Annotated in this window: 18 protein-coding genes; 9 read left to right on the top strand and 9 right to left on the bottom strand. The window is 38.1% G+C overall.

Annotated elements, in window-relative coordinates; translation table 11 throughout:
* Positions 1-134: 134 nt before the first annotated feature.
* Positions 135-2039: a heavy metal translocating P-type ATPase gene (locus tag MHH88_RS19140; RefSeq protein ID WP_069509497.1), complete on the bottom strand. Its 1905-nt coding sequence runs from the start codon at positions 2037-2039 to the stop codon at positions 135-137.
* Positions 2040-2395: 356 nt separating this feature from the next.
* The gene (locus tag MHH88_RS19135; RefSeq protein ID WP_339260051.1) at positions 2396-3931 is read right to left on the bottom strand and encodes a fumarate hydratase; all 1536 of its coding nucleotides are present in this window, start codon (positions 3929-3931) and stop codon (positions 2396-2398) included.
* Positions 3932-4153: 222 nt separating this feature from the next.
* Here MHH88_RS19135 and MHH88_RS19130 point away from each other — a divergent pair, with 222 nt between their 5' ends.
* A complete protein-coding gene (locus MHH88_RS19130) occupies positions 4154-4954 on the top strand; it encodes a YwqG family protein (RefSeq protein WP_339260049.1) in 801 nt (266 codons plus the stop codon).
* A gap of 44 nt (positions 4955-4998) precedes the next feature.
* Here the strand turns inward: MHH88_RS19130 and MHH88_RS19125 are convergent, their stop codons facing one another.
* Entirely contained in the window at positions 4999-5184 is a 186-nt protein-coding gene (locus MHH88_RS19125) for an SE1561 family protein (protein ID WP_069509488.1), read from the bottom strand.
* Positions 5185-5549: 365 nt separating this feature from the next.
* Here MHH88_RS19125 and MHH88_RS19120 point away from each other — a divergent pair, with 365 nt between their 5' ends.
* Positions 5550-6731: an MFS transporter gene (locus tag MHH88_RS19120; protein WP_339260047.1), complete on the top strand. Its 1182-nt coding sequence runs from the start codon at positions 5550-5552 to the stop codon at positions 6729-6731.
* 553 nt (positions 6732-7284) lie between these two features.
* Here the strand turns inward: MHH88_RS19120 and MHH88_RS19115 are convergent.
* From MHH88_RS19115 to MHH88_RS19095, 5 genes are all read right to left on the bottom strand, one after another.
* Positions 7285-7944: a peroxiredoxin-like family protein gene (locus MHH88_RS19115; protein ID WP_339260045.1), complete on the bottom strand. Its 660-nt coding sequence runs from the start codon at positions 7942-7944 to the stop codon at positions 7285-7287.
* Positions 7945-8074: 130 nt separating this feature from the next.
* A complete protein-coding gene (locus MHH88_RS19110) occupies positions 8075-8761 on the bottom strand; it encodes a Crp/Fnr family transcriptional regulator (RefSeq protein ID WP_339260043.1) in 687 nt (228 codons plus the stop codon).
* 157 nt (positions 8762-8918) lie between these two features.
* Complete coding sequence (gene rlmD / locus MHH88_RS19105; RefSeq protein WP_339260041.1) at positions 8919-10307, bottom strand: 23S rRNA (uracil(1939)-C(5))-methyltransferase RlmD; 1389 nt, start codon at positions 10305-10307, stop codon at positions 8919-8921.
* 70 nt (positions 10308-10377) lie between these two features.
* Complete coding sequence (locus MHH88_RS19100) at positions 10378-11196, bottom strand: polysaccharide deacetylase family protein (protein WP_029747431.1); 819 nt, start codon at positions 11194-11196, stop codon at positions 10378-10380.
* Positions 11197-11279: 83 nt separating this feature from the next.
* Positions 11280-12176 (bottom strand): TIGR01777 family oxidoreductase, encoded by an 897-nt coding sequence (locus MHH88_RS19095; protein ID WP_339260038.1) that lies wholly within the window; start codon positions 12174-12176, stop codon positions 11280-11282.
* A 100-nt stretch (positions 12177-12276) separates the two neighbouring features.
* On the opposite strand from MHH88_RS19095, the gene recX reads away from it, so the two are divergent.
* The 3 genes from recX to MHH88_RS19080 are packed head-to-tail and all read left to right on the top strand — an operon-like array spanning position 12277 to position 13676.
* Positions 12277-13080: a recombination regulator RecX gene (gene recX, locus MHH88_RS19090; RefSeq protein WP_339260037.1), complete on the top strand. Its 804-nt coding sequence runs from the start codon at positions 12277-12279 to the stop codon at positions 13078-13080.
* The gene (locus MHH88_RS19085) at positions 13077-13406 is read left to right on the top strand and encodes a YfhH family protein (protein WP_024364546.1); all 330 of its coding nucleotides are present in this window, start codon (positions 13077-13079) and stop codon (positions 13404-13406) included. Before recX ends, MHH88_RS19085 begins: the two co-directional genes overlap by 4 nt.
* Complete coding sequence (locus MHH88_RS19080; protein ID WP_025220610.1) at positions 13407-13676, top strand: YfhJ family protein; 270 nt, start codon at positions 13407-13409, stop codon at positions 13674-13676.
* An 86-nt stretch (positions 13677-13762) separates the two neighbouring features.
* Here the strand turns inward: MHH88_RS19080 and MHH88_RS19075 are convergent, their stop codons facing one another.
* A complete protein-coding gene (locus tag MHH88_RS19075; protein WP_103977947.1) occupies positions 13763-14749 on the bottom strand; it encodes a metal-dependent hydrolase in 987 nt (328 codons plus the stop codon).
* 229 nt (positions 14750-14978) lie between these two features.
* Here MHH88_RS19075 and mutY point away from each other — a divergent pair, with 229 nt between their 5' ends.
* The 4 genes from mutY to MHH88_RS19055 all read left to right on the top strand — a co-directional run bounded on the left by mutY (position 14979) and on the right by MHH88_RS19055 (position 19083).
* Positions 14979-16010, top strand: a complete 1032-nt coding sequence (mutY, locus tag MHH88_RS19070; protein WP_339260034.1) for an A/G-specific adenine glycosylase — start codon at positions 14979-14981, stop codon at positions 16008-16010.
* 80 nt (positions 16011-16090) lie between these two features.
* Positions 16091-16267: a gamma-type small acid-soluble spore protein gene (locus MHH88_RS19065; protein WP_080653394.1), complete on the top strand. Its 177-nt coding sequence runs from the start codon at positions 16091-16093 to the stop codon at positions 16265-16267.
* 296 nt (positions 16268-16563) lie between these two features.
* On the top strand, positions 16564-17115 hold the full coding sequence (locus MHH88_RS19060) for a DUF402 domain-containing protein (RefSeq protein WP_024364550.1): 552 nt from the start codon (positions 16564-16566) through the stop codon (positions 17113-17115).
* A 222-nt stretch (positions 17116-17337) separates the two neighbouring features.
* On the top strand, positions 17338-19083 hold the full coding sequence (locus MHH88_RS19055; RefSeq protein ID WP_339260032.1) for an ABC transporter ATP-binding protein: 1746 nt from the start codon (positions 17338-17340) through the stop codon (positions 19081-19083).
* Positions 19084-19171: the final 88 nt, after the last annotated feature.

The raw sequence follows: 19171 nt of genomic DNA, 5'->3' as shown, positions 1-19171 counted from the left end.
TAGCGCAGTGGAGGAGGAGGCTTAAGCCACGCCCGCGGAAAGCGAGCAACCCGTAACGAAAATCAATGGTAGTAGTTTATTTTTATGAATTGGATGACACTTTAAAAGGTGGTCTCGGTTTGAGACCACCTTTTTTATACATTTTTATTAAGCATTCGTAAGCCGTTTAAAATAACGAGAATTGTACTGCCTTCATGACCGATCACACCTAGTGGTAAATCGACAACTTGTAAAAAGTTAGAGGCAATTAATAAAACAATAATGCCGATAGAGAAGAAAATATTTTGTTTCACGATTCGTTGCATTTTGCGAGAAAGACGAACCGCATAGGCAATTTTAGATAAATCGTTTTTCATTAACACGACATCTGCTGTTTCTAAGGCAACATCTGTCCCCTCGCCCATTGCAATACCAGTAGTGGCTGTTGCTAATGCTGGTGCGTCATTGATACCGTCACCAACCATCCCTACATATTTATGTTGATCGAGGAGGCGTTTCATTTCCGTCACTTTTGTTTCAGGAAGACATTCTGCCACAAATTCAGTAACGCCTGCCTCTTTTGCAATAACTTTAGCCGTTTTCTCATTATCGCCAGTCAGCATAATGACATCAATTCCTAATTCTTTTAACAATGCGACAGCTTTTTTTGCCTCATCACGAACCGTATCTTTTAATGCAGCAAGTGCGACAATACCTTCCTTGTCACGTATAAAAATTACTGTTTTACCTTCAGCAGAAAGCTTTGATAATGCGTTATTAGCGAATGTGTTAGCTTCTTCACTTCCAACAAAATCAGGTTTACCTATTAAATACTCTGTTCCATTAACAAAGCCTTTCATGCCCCAGCCAGGGATATCTTCAATCGTTGCTTGCGCAAACTGTGATATGTGTTGTGCTTTAGCGTAGGTAGTAATCGCTTGTGCTAAAGGATGGTTTGATTGAGCTTCAATACCTGCAAGAATCGCTAATGTTTCTTCTTGATTTAAACCATCGCGTACGATGAAGTCTGTTACGATTGGTTTACCTTGTGTTAAAGTTCCTGTTTTATCGACTGCTAATGCACGTAACGCACTTAAGTGCTCGAGGTGTAAGCCACCTTTAAATAGTATCCCGTTTTTCGCGCCATTCGAAATAGCTGCTAATGTGGCGGGCATAATGGATGCAACCAATGCGCATGGAGATGCCACTACTAAAAGTACCATTGCTCGATAAAACGTTGTCGTCCAGTCCCAACCTATTAAAAAGTGGGGAAGGAACATCATAAGTGCAACAGATAGTAACACGAATTTTACATAAGTACCTTCAAATTTTTCGATAAATTGCTGTGAAGGTGATTTTTCACTTTGAGCATTTTGAACAAGCATAATAATTTTTTGGAATAATGTTTCGGAATTTGGTTTTGTCATTTCCATAGTAATCGCGCCATTTAAATTAACTGTCCCTGCAAATACTTCGTCACCTTCGAACTTGGCAATCGGTAATGGCTCACCACTAATAGCAGCTTCATCGATAGAAGACTGTCCTTTAAAGATAATACCGTCTGCTGGGACACGTTCACCAGGTTTAATCAGTAAATGGTCACCAATTTTTAGTGTTGAGACAGCGACTTTCATCGGTTCAAACCCACCGCGTACTAACCAAGCTTCCTCAGGTTGTAAATTCATGAGTGCAGATATTTCGCGGTGACTTTTGTTCATAGCATATGTTTCTAGAGCGCCACTGACAGCAAAGATAAAAATAAGAATGGCTCCCTCTGTCCAATAGCCAATAGCTGCTGAGCCAATTGCAGCTAAAATCATTAGTAACTCTACGTTTAATTTTTTTTCTTTTATAGTTTCTTCGATGCCTTCTTTTGCTTTTGCAAATCCTCCAACACAAAAAGCAACAATATATAAAAGAACTGAAGCAGTTGTTTGATCATTTGTATCTAAACGCCATGCAAGCAAGATAAATAAACCTGCCATAATAGCAGCAATTAGTTCAGCGTGCACTTTTATATTCTCAATTAATCCAACATTTTCTCGATTAGAGTACTCCATCTAAATCCCCCCTGATAATGAAAATCAATATCAAAAACCTTATAAATTAAAGAAAAACAAGCGTTTCTGTAGTTGATAACCACTTTCAATCAAGTCCTTCTTAATTTAGAATTATTATAACAAAGCTGTTTGGAAAAAGAAAGGAATAAATTTAAATTAGAATAAAAAGTACTTTGAAATATTTGGTTTAGGGGAGTTACAAATCAATATACTGATAAAATAGTGAGCTTGTTCAAGAAAAAATAGGGGTTTATCTAGCGCAAAAAAAGACACAGTATATTCACTAGGAATATTCTGTGCCTCTATATTTTGTGTTCGTTACAGGTAAATCTTTTCGTTAAAAATGTGCTATTAGCTTAGAAGACTCTTTCTGCATGTAGCGCAAGTTTCTCTAGAGAAGATTTATCTACATCAGCGTGAAGCGAGTTACCGTGAGAGTCCATTGTTACAACGGCTGTGAACCCTTCAACGTTTAAATGCCACATAGCTTCTGGAATACCGAATTCCATTAAGTCTACACCATCTACACCTTTAATGCAGTCTGCGTAGTATTGAGCGGCACCACCGATTGCATTTAAGTAAACCCCACCGTGTTCACCTAAAGCGGCAAGTGTTTTTGGACCCATACCGCCTTTACCAATTACAGCACGGATACCAAATTTTTTCATGATATCTCCTTGGTATGGCTCCTCACGAATAGAAGTAGTTGGACCAGCAGCTTTCACTGTCCAGTTACCTTCTTCATCTTTAGCCATTACAGGACCACAGTGATAAATTACTTGTCCGTTCAGATCAACTGGTGCATCGTGACTCATTAAGTGATGGTGAATTGCATCGCGACCAGTGTACATACGACCAGTAATAGACACAACGTCACCTACTTTAAGTGAACGAATTTGTTCTTCTGTGATCGGTGCAGTTAGTTCTACAACATTTGTAGAAGTCTCTTCTGCTGTTGCAGCAACTTCATCTTTAAATGTAATTTTTTCGCCTTCTTGATAGTGCCAGTTAATGATTTCACCAGTTTCTGGATTAATATCAACTGCCATACGACGGTATGCCCAGCAGTTATAGGCTACTGATACGTAGAATGATGCAGGAATACGGTGCATAACGCCAATTTTACAACCAAGTAAAGTTGCTTCACCACCGAAGCCCATTGTACCAATACCGAAAGTGTTGGCAGTTTTTACAACATATTCTTCTAATTTTGCAAGATCAGGATTTGCATTCGTATCTTCCACATGACGGAATAATTGCTCTTTTGCTAAATCATAGCCAGAAGAGCGGTCGCCACCGATACCTACGCCGATGAAGCCTGCAGAACAGCCTTGACCTTGTGCTTGGTAAACAGAGTGTAGAATACATTTACGGATACCGTCTAAGTCACGACCAGCACGACCAAGACCTTCTAACTCACATGGTAAGCTGTATTGGATGTTTTTATTTTCACAGCCGCCACCTTTAAGAATTAATTTAATCGTAATATAGTCTTTTTCCCATTGCTCGAATTTCATAACTGGTAGTCCATCACCAAGGTTGTTGCCACTGTTTGCACCAGTTAAAGAATCAACAGCATTTGGACGTAATTTTGCATCGGCTGTTGTATCGATAATTGCTTTTTTGATTGCTTCTTTAATCTCTAATTGGTTTACACCTACAGGAGTGTAGATTTTAAATGTTGGTAGACCAGTATCTTGACAGATTGGTGATACATTGTCTTCTGCCATAATAATATTATTAGAGATTGTTTCTAAACTCATTGCTGCACGAGTGCCTGCATTTTCAGCTTCTTTCGCTTTTTTAATGGCACGACGTACATCTTTTGGTAAGTTTGTTGACGTTTCTGTAATTAAATCGTATAGACTTTTCTCCAAAGTTTGAAGATTCATTTTGGTATTGCCCCCCATAGAAAATTTAATTATTTCCACGAACCATTATACTCTTTTCCACTAATGAAAAAAAGAGTGCATGTAATTGTGGTAGGAATTAGCGAATAACTTTATAGAATTCTAATGTTTCGTAATTTGCCATTAAATGTTCAAAGAGAGTAATTGCTTATCAGGAACGTTTGTTCTATAATGGAATTAACTTTAATTCAAGGAGGATATTTCATGTCAGAAACAATTTCGTTAAAGTTACCAAAGGAAGTTGAATCATATCGAAATATAATAGAAGAAACCATGAGTCCTGTTGTTGTAATGGAAGCGCATGAAAAGGAAACGACTTTATTTGCAAGTAAATTAGCAGGGAATCCATATTTTCCACTGACTATGGAATATCCTAAAAACGAGGAACAACAACCATTAAAGCTTTTAGCACAAATTAATTTTGCGGATGTTCCTAAGCACGTGCCTCATTTCCCAGAGCAGGGGATATTGCAATTTTACATTGACGGTTATGATGATGTCTTAGGGATGGATTTCGATAATGGGAAAAATCAAGCGGGTTTTCGCGTTATTTTCCACGATACAATCATTGATGATGAATCGCAACTTGTGCAAGACTTCTCATTTATCGAAAATGAGGATGAAGAAATGTATTTTCCTGTAGAGAAAGAACTGGCATTAAGCTTTAAAGCAAAATTTGAACCTTTATCAATGGGTGATTTTCGAAGCGATGAAAAGTACGCAAGTCTCTTAGCGGCTATTGAAGAAGACGAAGAATTAGCAGATGTATTGTATGATGTATTATCTGGAGCAGGGCATAAAATGGGGGGATATCCATTCTTTACACAGGATGATCCTAGAGCTTATGGCGATTATAACGATTCTACAACGTTGTTATTGCAAATAGATAGTGAAGGAGATCATATATTGTGGGGAGATTGCGGTGTTGGCAATTTCTTTATTACAGAAGAAGAACTTAAAAATAAAGATTTTAGTCAAGTTGTTTATAATTGGGATTGTCATTAAAAAGCAAGCGGGCAAATTATTTGCTCGCTTGCTTTTGCGTGTCATTATTGTTCACGAGCGTTGAATTGCTCCATTTTCTCTTCTAAATCATCCATCATTTCAATTAGACGATCAATATCCTGTAATTCAGTCGTTTCTGGGTCGATGGCATCTAATACTTCTAAAAACATTTCAAGACGTTCTTTTAAGTAAGTTACTTGTTGCTCTTTATCAGTGATTGGCTTTGACATACATACACCTCATTTCGTCCCTTACATAGTAGCTGATTTAGGACTAAATTTCAATGCCTAGGTAAACACCTAGGACTTAGAGATTATTTTGAAAAATTAATAGACAGAATATTTACAATATTGATGTTGTATGTTAAAGTTGTTTTAAGAAATAGTAAAGGAGCTGATGGTACTAAACGGTGAACTCTAACTCGAAAAGGAGGGAGTTTAAACAAGTAATCGGCAAATAAAAAGCCGAAATTCGTGTTTATACAATTGAATGGAGATAAGTGTTAGTTAAGCCTTAGCGTAAAATCACATGTGGTGAGCGCTAAGGCTTTTTGGTATGCTGTTATGTGGAAGATGACTTGATGTTGGAGGAAAAAATGACTTACTTCTCAGATTACAGCAAAAAAAGGTTTGCAATCCTAGTGTTAATTGTATCTATATCAGGGTTTTCACAAGGAATGCTACTGCCACTTATTTCTATTATTTTTGAACGTGACGGTGTATCCTCTGCATTAAATGGTTTAAATGCGACAGGTCTATACATAGGAACTTTATTAATCTCACCGTTTATCGAACAACCTTTACGAAGATGGGGCTACAAACCAATTATTTTAATAGGTGGTGCACTTGTATTTGTCTCACTCCTTGTATTTCCTTTATGGAAAAGTGTTACATTTTGGTTCGTGTTGCGTTTGCTGATCGGTGTAGGCGATCATGCGCTACATTATGCAACTCAAACATGGATTACAAGCACAGCTGATCATAAAAGTTTAGGGAAAGGCATGGCTATTTATGGGTTGTCTTTTAGCACAGGTTTTGCGGTAGGGCCATTGATGGTAAAGCTTATACAAATTGCTGAACCATTGCCGTTTATTGTGTCGTCGATTATGTGCTTATTTGCATGGTCATTTGTATTTTTATTACGCAACGAGAAGCCAGAGCGTCTAACTGGTGATATGAATGCAAGAGGATGGAATCGCTATAAGGTGGCTATTGTATTTGGGTGGATTGCATTTTTAGGCCCTTTTGTTTACGGTTTTTTAGAATCGTCGTTAAATGCTTTATTTCCAGTATACGCCTTGCGTAAAGGTTTTGATGTGGATATGATTCCCATTATTTTATCGGTCTTTACCTTTGGAGGTATTTTAACGCAAGTTCCTCTTGGCGCATTGGGCGATAAAATTGGACGGCGAAATATCTTGATGACTGGAGCATTTGGAGGAGCTATCCTTTTTAGTGTGGCCAGTTTTTTAGAGCATTCACCATTAGCGGTAGCAATCGTATTTTTCTTTGCAGGTACATTGGTTGGTTCGATGTTTTCTCTTGGAATTACATACATGGCGGATTTAACGCCGAAAGAACTGTTACCGACTGGCAACTTACTTTGTGGAATTGCCTTAAGCATCGGTAGTTTAACAGGACCGTTTTTAGGCGGGGTTTATTTAGAGTTTGTAAAAAATTATAGCTTCCTTTTACTTGTGGCGTTGCTCTTACTAACTGTGGCAATCGTTTTAATGATATTCGGGAAGCATAAAAATAAGCGACCAGTGACGGTTTAACGTCATGGTCGCTTTTATATGCAAAATAAAAGAGCGGGGCTCATCTCCCGCTCATAAAACAAAAAACGCCCAGCAAATCCGTGCTGTAATGGCGTTTTTCGGTGTGACACGGATGTTCCGTCCATGCCACGTAGGTTTGGCACCCAACAACATATTATACAGATAAGCTATTATAAAAGCAATGAGATAGTTGATAGATATATAAGGAATTAAATGGGATTCCCACGGTGATGGGGGGAATCCATTTGATAAATAGTGATACCCGCGGAATGGAGCGAAATATTCGCGAAATTAGAGTGAATACCCGCGGAATGGAGCGAAATATCCGCGGAATTAGAGTGAATACCCGCGGAGTGAAGTGAAATACCCGCGAAAGCAGAGTGAATACCCGCGGAGTGAAGTGAAATACCCGCGAAAGCAGAGTGAATACCCGCGAAGTGAAGCGAAATATCCGCGAAATTAGAGTGAATACCCGCGGAATGAAGTGAAATACCCGCGAAAGATCTCATCATAATTTTTTGAAACGTGTTCGCTTTTTAATTCGAGGATGTTGCTAAAGTGACTGGAGAATATGCATCACCTCACTAGGTTCCATGCGTTTTTTATAGTCTGCTTCGGCGCTAGCAAAACGGATAATGCCTGCTTTATCAATTACATAAGTAGCTGGTACTGGAAGTTCCCAAGAATGATCACCATTAAATGTTTCGAGTGAAATATCAAGCGATCTGTAGATAGGATATACATATTCAGGCAATTTAAATTTAAGATTATATTTTTCTGCTGTTTTATTGTGCAAGTCGCTTAAAACATGAAAATTTAATTCGTTCTTTTCTTGTACAGACGCAGAATAGTTTGGAGTTTGAGGGCTAACTGCAATCAATTGGCCCCCAATTGCCTTAATGTCATCATTCATGCGCTGGTATGCTTTCAACTCAAGGTTACAGAATGGACACCATGTACCGCGGTAAAATATAAGAACAACAGGACCTTTCAAAAGTTCTTCAGATAAAGTTATCTTTTGACCTGTAGAATCCACTAAAGTGAAGTCAGGCGCTTTGACTCCAGCTATTAAACCCCTACCGGAATCAGAAGTACGTAAATCCTGAATCGATTTTTCGAATGCATCCAGCACTTCCTTTGGGAGCACCTTTTCCATATGTGTAGCTGCTATATCTAAATCTCTTTGCAATTTTTGAAATGATGTGTTTTCCATTATGTCATCTCCGTATCGTATTATATTTTGTATGTAGTTATACGATACATCTTTTTCTAGAAGGAAGATGTAATGTTGTTTACAACTCATTTTGAAAATCTCTTTTCTACTTGATACGCTCCAGCATTTTTCAGTCTAAGAGATGTTTCTCTCCAAAAGCTTTCCGATGGATATAGATTGTTTTAAATTCTGTCTTAATGACTTCTTCTTTAACAAGTTCTTGTAAAACCACAGTTACAGCTTCTCTGGTTGCACCAACTAAATTGGCGATTTCTTGATGCGAAATAGGAAAATCTATTTTGTAATACTCATTATCACCCGTAAGTCCAAACTGATCAGATAGTTTAATAAGCGCATATAAAACTTTGTCATGTAGTTTCCCAAGAGCTAGATTTTGCGTTAATTGACTCATAAGTATAACTCGATTACTAAGTACTTTTAACAATGTCATCATAAATTGAGGCCGCTGAATTAAAAAATTTTCAAATCTTTCCTTATCCATCAAACATATATGGCTTTCCTCTATCGTTTCAATAAAATTCTCTCGGGTACCAAATGATATAATAGCCATTTCCCCAAATACATTACCTTCGTTGAGTATATCCGAAGTAAATTGCTTACCTTGAGCATTTACCTTATACAGGCGCAACTTCCCCTTTTTAACAAAGTAAAGCCCCTCCGAAAAAGTTTCTGGTGTTTGAATAAAAGTGTTTTTTGGAAAAGTCGTTATTAAAGTTAATTGTTCCATTTCTATTAAATCTTCCATCGAGAGCGAATTAAGCAGATTAAATTGCGATAAGTATTGAATGTTATCCATTTTTCCTCCTTATAATTGCATGGGCTCTACAAGACTATAACATATGAAATCAATCGACAATCATGACAGTACTCAGCTTAAGCAGAACTGTAAAAAAAGCGCAGTCTACAAAATGTAGACTACGCCTAATCAAGATCAACAAAATTTTAAAAGTATATCATTTTCGATGTTCTGCTTTAAGAACCAAGGAGCAAATGCACTCCACTTGGGCAGTTTGTGCGAACATGTCAACGGGCTGAATATATTCTATATCATAAAGTTTTGATAATTCCTGTAAATCTTTAGCTAGTGTGGATGGGTTGCAAGAAGTATAGACAAAACGTTTTGGCTTTAGTTTTAGAACTGTACGAATAAATTCTGGTGCAAGGCCTGTGCGCGGCGGATCGACTGTAATGACATCCGGCGTAAAGCCCTCTTTTCGCCATTTCGCTAAGACACTTTCGGCAGTGCCCACCGCGTATTTCGTATGTTTAAAACCATGCTTGCGCGCGTTTGTTCGAGCATCTTGAATGCTCTCGGGAATAACATCCATACCGCGAACTTCTTTCGCTTGATCAGCTAACCATAAACCAATTGTTCCCACACCACAGTAAGCATCAACAACCGTTTCTTTACCTGTTAATGCAGCTGCTTTTTTAATTTCATTGTATAAATGTACGGTTTGTGTTGGATTCAATTGGAAGAATGCACGAGCAGAAAGGTCGAAGGCTAATTCCCCAAGCTCCTCATGAATTGTTTCCTTGCCGTCCAGCACAATCGTTTCATCACCGAAAATTAGAGAAGTTTTTTCACGATTAATATTTTGTGCAATCGACACAATACTTGGGTCGATTTTTTTAATGCGTGTTATAAGCTCAGCAAGGTGGGGAATTTCTTTGCGTGTCGTTACAAGCACGACTTGCGTTTCACCTGTACGAATCCCTGTACGGACAACAATCGTACGTACTAAACCATCGAGCGTACGACCATCGTAAATCGTAATATTTAGTTTTTGTAAGATTTTACGTGTTGCCACTGTAATTTTCGATGTGATTGGATGTTGTACAAGACAATCGTTAATATTCAGTAGCTTGTTGCTGCCTTCAGTAAAAAGACCTGCATAAACACGTTTACCTTCTTTACGTACTTGGAACTGGCTTTTGTTGCGATAATGCCATGGGTTATCCATACCCAGTGTATGGCGAACTTCTACTGATGCAGCTAATGGCTTAGCATAGCGTTCTAAAGCTTGCATCACGATATCACGTTTTTCAAGAAGTTGTTTTTCGTATGTCATATGTTGAAGCTGACAACCGCCGCATTCATTGTAAACAGGGCAAGGTGCTTCCTGACGATGCGGTGATGCTTTGCGAATCGCCAGGATTTCAGCCTCTGCGAAATTTTGTTGTGTTTTTGTAACTTGAGCAGTAATTTCTTCTCCTGGAATTGCGCCTTTTACGAAGACAACGTTGCGTTTGTAAAAGCCCACTCCTTCGCCATTAATACCAAGTCTCTTTATCGTTAATGGGAATTTTTGTCCCACTTCCATCGTTGTTTGTTGCGTCAAGCGATCCACGTCCTTTAACTTTGTTCAGCATGTAAGTAAATAACGTGCTGATGTCATCTCCCCATTATAACTAAGGAGTGGACGATTGCATAGTGACAGGGAAATCTTCATACTCCAATACTAAATCATCGAGCGATAAAAATGTATAGCCCTGCTTTTTCGCTTCAGCAATAAATAAAGGAAGTGCTTCTGCATTATCTTGCGCTACTGTATGCATTAAAATGACAGCACCAGGGTGAAGTTGCTCCATTAACGCATTATACGCATAATCTGCTCCACGGCGTTCATCCTTTAGCCAATCTTTAAAAGCGACAGACCAGAAAATATGACGATAACCTTCAGCATTGCCGACTTCCAACAACTTCGCATTGAAAATTCCTTCTGGTGGGCGGGCATAAGTTGTACGATCAATGCCTGTTAATTCACGTAATTTCCCATCGAATTTGCGCCATTCTGCACGCATACCATCTCTCGTTAACCTAGCCATATTGGGATGACCATAGGAATGGTTGCCGATAGTATGACCATCTTGCACCATACGTTTAACAAGGTCACTAGCACTTTCTAAATAATGCCCCGTTAAGAAGAAAGTTGCTGGCGCTTTTTCTTTTTCTAACGTATCCAATATACTTTCGGTAAAGCCATTTTCGTATCCATTATCGAAGGTTAAGTAAACAACTTTTTTATCGGGTTTTCCTTTATAAATTGCGCCATATTGGTCGAGTAGCTTGTCAAGTTGTGCTCCTGCTTGTGCTGGTTCGCCATTCTGTGCTTTTTTAATGCCCCAATGATATTCATCTGAGCCAGAAGCAAAGTATGGATTAAAGCTAATTGCTGCGGCAATAATAAATGTAGCAATTACCGCGCCTACAATATGTTGTTTCCACATAAAAACGCATCCTTTCCTTTTCGTTTAGGATGCGTTACTTTTTAAAATTTATCCTACTTTAAGTTTCACTTTGCACTTGGATTTTATAATAAATTTTCAAGTGCTTCTTTTAAATGTGGAAATTTAAATTCGAAGTTGTGCGCTTGTAAAACAGTAGGTAATACATGCTGGCCTTCTAAGACAAGCATACTTTGTTCGCCAAGAGCTAAACGCATGGCAAAACTCGGGACTGGCAACCAATGACGGCGCTTCATTACCTGTGCGATAGTTTGTCCGAACTCCTTCATGCGTGTAGCATAAGGAGCTGTGACATTAAATGGTCCGCTGATAGACGCATTTGTAATCGCAAAATAAATGGCACGTGCCACATCCTCGATATGGACCCATGATAGCCATTGCTCACCCGAACCAATCGTTCCGCCTATATGCATTTTATAAGGCAATAGCATGGAAGGCAGCGCGCCATTGTCACGACCTAAAATAACACCAAAGCGTGCGAGTGCTACACGAACGCCTAGTTTTTCAGCTCGCAAAGCATGGCGTTCCCAATCATGAACGGTCCATCCTAAAAAATCAGTTGCGTAATCATTAAAATTTTCACTATAGGTTGTTGCTATGGAAGGTGGATAAATGCCAACTGCACTGGCATTTACAAGAACTTCAGGTGTATTATCTAGTTCCTCTATAATGCGAACGATTTCTAGTGTAGCATCCATCCGACTCGTATAAATCGCCTTCTTCTGTTTTTTTGTCCAACGGCCGTCATTTAGTGACACACCAGCCAAATTGACGAATGCATCAATATTATTTAATTCCTTTTCCGGTCGTGCGCCATCTTGTAGCCATTGGACATAATGAATGCCATTTTCGTATTTAGAATTGCTGCGTGACAAGACAAATAGTTCATGGCCTTGCTCTTGTAACAGTTTGGTTAGCGCTTTCCCAACAAAACCAGTACCGCCCGCAATAACGATTTTCATAAGAACCCCTCCTTTTCCCAAATAGATGTAACTCAACTATACACAAAGATAGAAAAAAAGAAAAAGATGTTATAATGTTTAGGCAAAGGAGTGGTTTCATATGCGTGTTATTACAAAAATTGCACGTCAAAAAAACAATCCAGAACGTTATAATATATATTTGAACGAGGAATACGCTTTCCCAGTAGATGAGGCGATTCTCATCCAATTTGGTCTGACAAAAGGGAAGGTACTCGAAGAATTTGATATTCAGGAAATTGCCTATGAAGATGAAATTCGTAAGGCATTTAATAAAGGGCTGAATTATTTATCTTATCAAATGCGAAGTGAGCATGAGGTGAAGAAAAAGTTAAGCTCACTAGAGTTCGGTGAAGCAGTCATATTAGAAGCTATCCAAAAGTTAAAATCATATGGCTTTTTAAATGATGAATCTTATTCAAAAGCATTGCTAAATACAAAAAAAGCTACCATGAAAAAAGGTCCACGGGCTATCCGACAAGATCTTATGAAAAAGGGAATCGATAAAAGTTTGCAAGATGAAGTACTGGAAACATTTAGCCATGAGGAACAAGTTAAGCTAGCCACACAGCTTGCTGAAAAAGTAATTCGTTCTGAAAAAAAGAAAACACCATCGCAAGTAAAGGCCAAAATTCAAGATTTTTTAATGCGAAAAGGGTATTCATTCACTATTGTAGATGAAGTACTTGGACAGATCGAAATCGAACAAGCAGAAGATGGATGGCAGGCATTGCTTGATGTGCAAGGCGAAAAAGTTTGGAAAAAGTATGCCACGAAGTATACTGGTTATGAATTAAAAATGAAAACGAAGCAGGCGCTTTATCAAAAGGGATTTCCTGTAGAAATTATAGATCGTTTTATTGAAGAGAAGGAGAATGAAGAATGAATGACAAAAACTATGCTGCGATGACAGAGCATGAATTACGTGAAGAAGTAGCTAAGCTTAAAGAAAAGGCTCGCAAAGCGGAACAACTAGGCATACTGAATGAATTTGCAGTATACGAACGTAAAGCTTTAATGGCAGCAGCTTATTTAGTTGATTTAGATACAATTGTCCCAGGGGAAATGTACCGAATTGATGGCTCTGACAACAACTTTTTCCAAGTGGATTATTTAAAAGGGCGATTTGCTTGGGGTCATCGTCTTGGCGGCGATAAGTATCAGGAAGCCTTACCTGTTTCTATACTATCACCAATAAAGGTGGGCAAGTAAATGCAAGAAAAAATTGACAAACTAACAACAGAATTACTGGCAAAAAACCCTGAAATGTCTGTAGGTCGTGCGCGTGTTTGGGTGGAGCTTCTTTGGAGTGATTTTGAATCTTCGTCTGCCAAAGCGGGCTACAATTACCGAGGGGCTGACTATACTGAAACGTTAGTGCGCCAATTAATCGGCAGCTATGGTGATAAGCTCCATCTATTTGCAGGGCGCAATCCTAAATACGCTCATTTACTGGATACAAGTGACGATATCGTACAATAAATCGAAAACGGAATAGGTTAAAAAAAGCAATAAAGCCGGTGTTCCTTAGTAGGATACCCCGGCTTTATTAGCTTTGTGTAGACTCTTTAATTGCTAGCGCCAATTTGTAATTTCTTCTGAAGTTTATCTTCGGTGAAAATCCAACCAGTGTAAGAGGTAATGATTTCATTGGCATCGTTTAAATGAGCGACTGCAACGAAAGGATAGCGATTGTCACTACGGTAACGAAGATCAATTAACCTTACTTCTGTTAAGCCGTTTTCAAGCTCTGAAATTTCCCATCGATATAATGGCGAGAATGACACAAAGGCATCGAGATTCGGATCTTTCATAGCAGCTTCAACAGTTGGTGTTTTCGGTAATGGTTTGATTTCAAATTTATCGTAAATATTAACTGTTCGCCCATAAGCACGACCAACATAGTAATGCGTTTTAGATTTTGCAGCGATGCGCCAGTGAAAAAATCGCATTGTAGGAGCTACAATAACATAATCTTCATCCTGTATGGTATTATGAACAGCTCTTTTAACCGCTTTTTGCACAGCAAATCGTAAAATATAATAGACGATAATAATGCCATACATGACACTAAATGTCCAAACTGGATTTGCTCCAAATGCCCATAGTAATATACCGAGGCAATGGAGAGTGAATATTATCGGATCGAATGTATTAATAACACCAAGTGCAACCCATTTTCTAGAGAATGGACGAATGGCTTGTGTTCCATATGCATTAAAAATATCAACGAAAACGTGAATGGCTACTGCAAGAAATGTCCAAAGCCATAAATGCAACACATTCGCGTCTTGAATAATTAGTGATAGCACTATTGTAATTAAAATTGGCCAGATGGCTACAGCTGGAATTGAATGAGTGATACCGCGATGATGTCGAATGTAAATCGCATTATTGCGAAGCTTTAAGACCGTATCAACATCAGGTGCTTGTGAGCCGATAATGGTACCAGCCATGACGGCGGTAAAGGTCATTGAATGATTTGCAACTACTGGGTCAGCTAAAGCGAGACCTCCGAGTGCTATGCCCATAACGAAATGTGTACCTGAATCCAAAATTATCCACTCCTAGCATGCGTGAAAAAGGCGTACAATGCATACATGTATATTTCAATATTGGTATTGCTTTATACAGTTTACCTTTCTATCGCTAAGTATTCATTCACATAATACGGTAAATCATACCGTATTAAAAATACGTTTTTGTCATATTATGCGAATTAGCTTTTCTTAATTGTATACCCTTTTTATCATAAATTAAATCGTAAAAACACGGGAGGTCACTGTGAATTATCCATATGTAACAGAATTTCGACAATCTTTAGTCGAATGGTTCGAAAAAGAAAAACGAGATTTACCATGGAGACATACAAAGGACCCTTATAAAATTTGGGTTTCAGAGGTTATGCTACAGCAAACACGAGTTGACACAGTAATTCCTTATTATAATCGCTTTATGGAAAGCTTTCCAACGCTAGAATTATTAGCAGAGGCACCACAGGAATATTTATTAAAGCATTGGGAAGGCCTCGGTTATTACTCACGAGCACGGAATTTGCAAGCAGGTGTGCGTGAGGTTTTAGAAAGTTACGGGGGAATTGTACCTGATAATCGGCATGAAATTTCAAAACTAAAAGGAATCGGTCCCTATACTGCAGGCGCTATATTAAGTATTGCCTATAATAAGCCCGAGCATGCAGTTGATGGTAATGTTATGCGTGTTTTAAGTCGTGTCCTTAATATCCATGATGATATTGCACTTCCAAAAACAAAGAAAATTTTTGAAGCGGCTGTTGCAGAACTAATTGATCCTGAAAATGCATCTTCTTTTAACCAAGGCTTAATGGAACTTGGGGCACTTATTTGTTTCCCAACTTCACCAAAGTGTTTATTATGTCCCGTCCGAGAATACTGTACAGCTTTTAACGAGGGTGAACCCGAAAATCTGCCTATTAAATCTAAAAAAGTAAAGATGAAGCATATCTCATACGATGTCTATGTTTGTGAGGATGAAGATGGACGGATATTGATGGAGCAGCGTCCGGAAGAAGGATTACTCGCGAATATGTGGCAGTTTCCAATGGTGGAACAAGAAGATGATTCATTGATAAAATTTGCTCACCATCATGATTTAAATGTCCAAGCACACCAGCAAATTTTAACATTTAAGCATATCTTCTCTCATTTAACTTGGCATGTGAATGCTTATTATATGAAGAGTAAAACAGGTGAGAAGGGTGAATGGCTGACACGTGAGCAAATAGAATTATTACCAATGCCTGTACCTATGCTGAAGATATGGCAAGCGATTAAATAGTGGAAATGAAAATTAAAAAAATTAGGAGCATAAAAGTAATCACCTCTGTACACAATAATTAGCGTGGAGGTGAATGACTGATGAAGAAAAATCAAAACAACAACCAACAAGCAAATAAAAACATGCAACGCCAAAGTGAAGAGTTTGGTTATGAAACAGACTTCAACGAAGTGCAAAAGCAAAATGCTAAAGCTGAGCAGAATAAAGCTCAAGCTTCAGGCAAATACGCTAAGAATAACCAAAACGCGAGCGAGTAATCTCTCACTTTGTAACTGCATAATTGCATTTACCTTCTAAGGGGCTGTCTAACAATCGAAAAGATGAAAAGGGCAGCCCTTTTCTATTCCTTATGACAACGTTTATATAGAAAGATAAAACATTCCAAAGGTTTTTGTTATTATGGAATTTGCTGTTAATTTACGAAAATTTGTACATAAATAACATGACACAGTGAAATTTGTAGTTTTCAACTACACCTTTCGCGTACAGATTGCTATAATATACTAGAGACTGCTAGATTTAGGTAGCATAGACGAAAAGGTGGGCTTCAAAAATGGCAATACCGGTAGAAGGAGAAACGATACAAATACATAGTTATAAGCACAACGGCCGCATCCACCGTGTTTGGCAAGAAACAATGGTTTTAAAAGGGACGAAAAACATTATAATCGGTGCGAATGAACGAACACTTGTGACAGAATCCGATGGTCGTACGTGGCTAACGAGAGAGCCTTCTATTTGTTATTTCCATGCGGAGCACTGGTTCAACATCATCTGCATGCTGCGTGAGGACGGTGTGTATTATTATTGTAATCTAAGCTCACCATTTGTTTTCGATAATAATGCCATTAAATATATTGACTACGATTTAGATATTAAGGTTTTTCCGGATATGTCGTATACCCTTTTAGATGAAGATGAATATGAACAACATCGACAGGAAATGTCTTACCCAGATGTAATCGATAAAATTTTAAAGCGCAATGTCGAAAAATTAATTAGCTGGATACAACAAAAAAGAGGACCTTTTGCACCTGATTTTATCGATGCTTGGACGAATCGTTATAAGTTTCAGCTCGATATGCAAGCAGATGATTGTCAGTAACACCTATTAGTTTAACTAATGGGTGTTTTTTTTCATGTAAAGGGTATTTTATAAAGAGAGATTGCGATGAAAGCGAAAAATAGTTAGCGCAAAAGTTTTACTCACTGTACTTCATGCTAAATATTGCTATAATACGTAAGGGCATTCAATATTGAATGTCTGTTTCTTTTTGAATGTAGAAAGCCATTGAAAAGTGGTTTCCGAATAAGGAAGTGATGATAATTGGGTAGCGTAAAGCGTTATATGCGTTTTGTCAAACCATATACATGGGAAATACTTTTAACCGTATTAATTGGTATTGTGAAATTTGCGATTCCGTTATTTATTCCATTGCTTATAAAAATAGTACTTGATGATATTATTGGTGCTGAGGATTTAACGGATACAGAAAAAACGAAGGAATTGTTTTATTGGCTAGGTGGAACAATTATTGTATTTTTCGTTATACGTCCACCAATAGAATACTACCGTCAATACTTTGCACAGCATGTGAGTAATAAGGTACTTTTTGATATCCGAAAAGAAATTTATGCGCATCTACAGCGACTAAGCCTGAAGTATTACGCAAATACAAGAGCTGGCGAGGTCATTTCACGTGTTATTAATGATGTGGAACAAACGAAAAACTTTGTTATGACCGGTTTAATGAATGTTTGGCTTGATTTTGCAACAATTGTCATTGCGGTAGGTATTATGCTAGCAATGGATGTCAAACTGACACTTGTCGCATTAATTGCATTCCCATTCTATGCAATTAGTGTAAAGTTCTTCTTTGGTAAACTACGAACTTTAACACGTAACCGTTCACAGGCACTTGCAGGTGTGCAAAGTTATTTACATGAGCGAGTAGCTGGAATGAGTATTATTAAAAGCTTTACGCTAGAAAAACATGAACAACAGTTATTCAATGAAGCAAATGGCGAGTTTTTTGAAAAAGCACTTGATCATACAAAATGGAATGCCAAGTCCTTTGCGGTAGTCAATACGATTACGGACGTGGCACCATTACTTGTTATTGCTTATGCTGGCTATCAAGTGATAAATGGCCCATTATCACTAGGAACGATGGTTGCTTTTATCGCTTATATTGAGCGTCTCTACGGACCACTTCGTCGATTAGTAAGTTCATCTACAACGTTAACACAATCTATCGCTTCGATGGATCGTATGTTTGAACTAATAGACGAGCCTTATGAAGTGAAAAATAAGGAAAATGCCCTTACATTACCGCGAGCATCAGGTGAAGTGCGATTTGAAAATGTAGCCTTTCAATATGAAGTGGATGGTTCGTCAATTTTAAAAAACATGAACTTCACCATAAAACCAGGGGAGACGGTTGCGTTTGTTGGGATGAGTGGCGGTGGGAAATCTACCATTATTAGTTTAATCCCTCGTTTTTATGATGCAACAGATGGAGCGGTTTTTGTAGATGGACATAATGTTAAAGATGTCACAATCCATTCATTGCGCGCTCAAATTGGCATTGTGCTTCAAGATAATATTTTGTTTAGCGATTCAGTTAAGGAAAATATTTTGATGGGGAAACCAGGAGCGTCAGATGAGGAAGTAATGGCAGCTGCCAAAGCGGCTAATGCACATGACTTTATTATGAACTTACCAAATGGTTATAACACTAAGGTAGGAGAGCGTGGCGTAAAATTATCGGGTGGCCAAAAGCAACGTGTTGCTATTGCCCGTGTATTTTTAAAAAACCCACCGATTTTAATTTTAGATGAAGCGACATCAGCGCTAGATTTGGAAAGTGAAGCACTTATTCAAGAATCATTAGATGCCCTTGTGCATGATCGCACAACGATTATTATTGCGCACCGACTTTCAACCATTACACATGCTGATAATATATTTGTTATTGATCATGGACAATTAATAGAAAAAGGTAATCATGAACAACTAATGAAGAAGCAAGGCACTTACTATAATTTATTCCAAGTACAACATTTAGATTAAGGATTAAACGATATACGGATGCCGATGATTTTCCCTTTAGTTTGGGTTTAAGTTCCGAATTGTTTGCGTGCCTGACACCATAAAAGAG

The sequence above is a fragment of the Lysinibacillus sp. FSL K6-3209 genome, from assembly GCF_037976175.1.
GTDB classification, from domain to species: Bacteria; Bacillota; Bacilli; order Bacillales_A; family Planococcaceae; genus Lysinibacillus; species Lysinibacillus sphaericus_D.
Note: the sequence above shows the minus strand (reverse complement) of the source record. Positions and strands in the feature narration are given on the sequence as shown.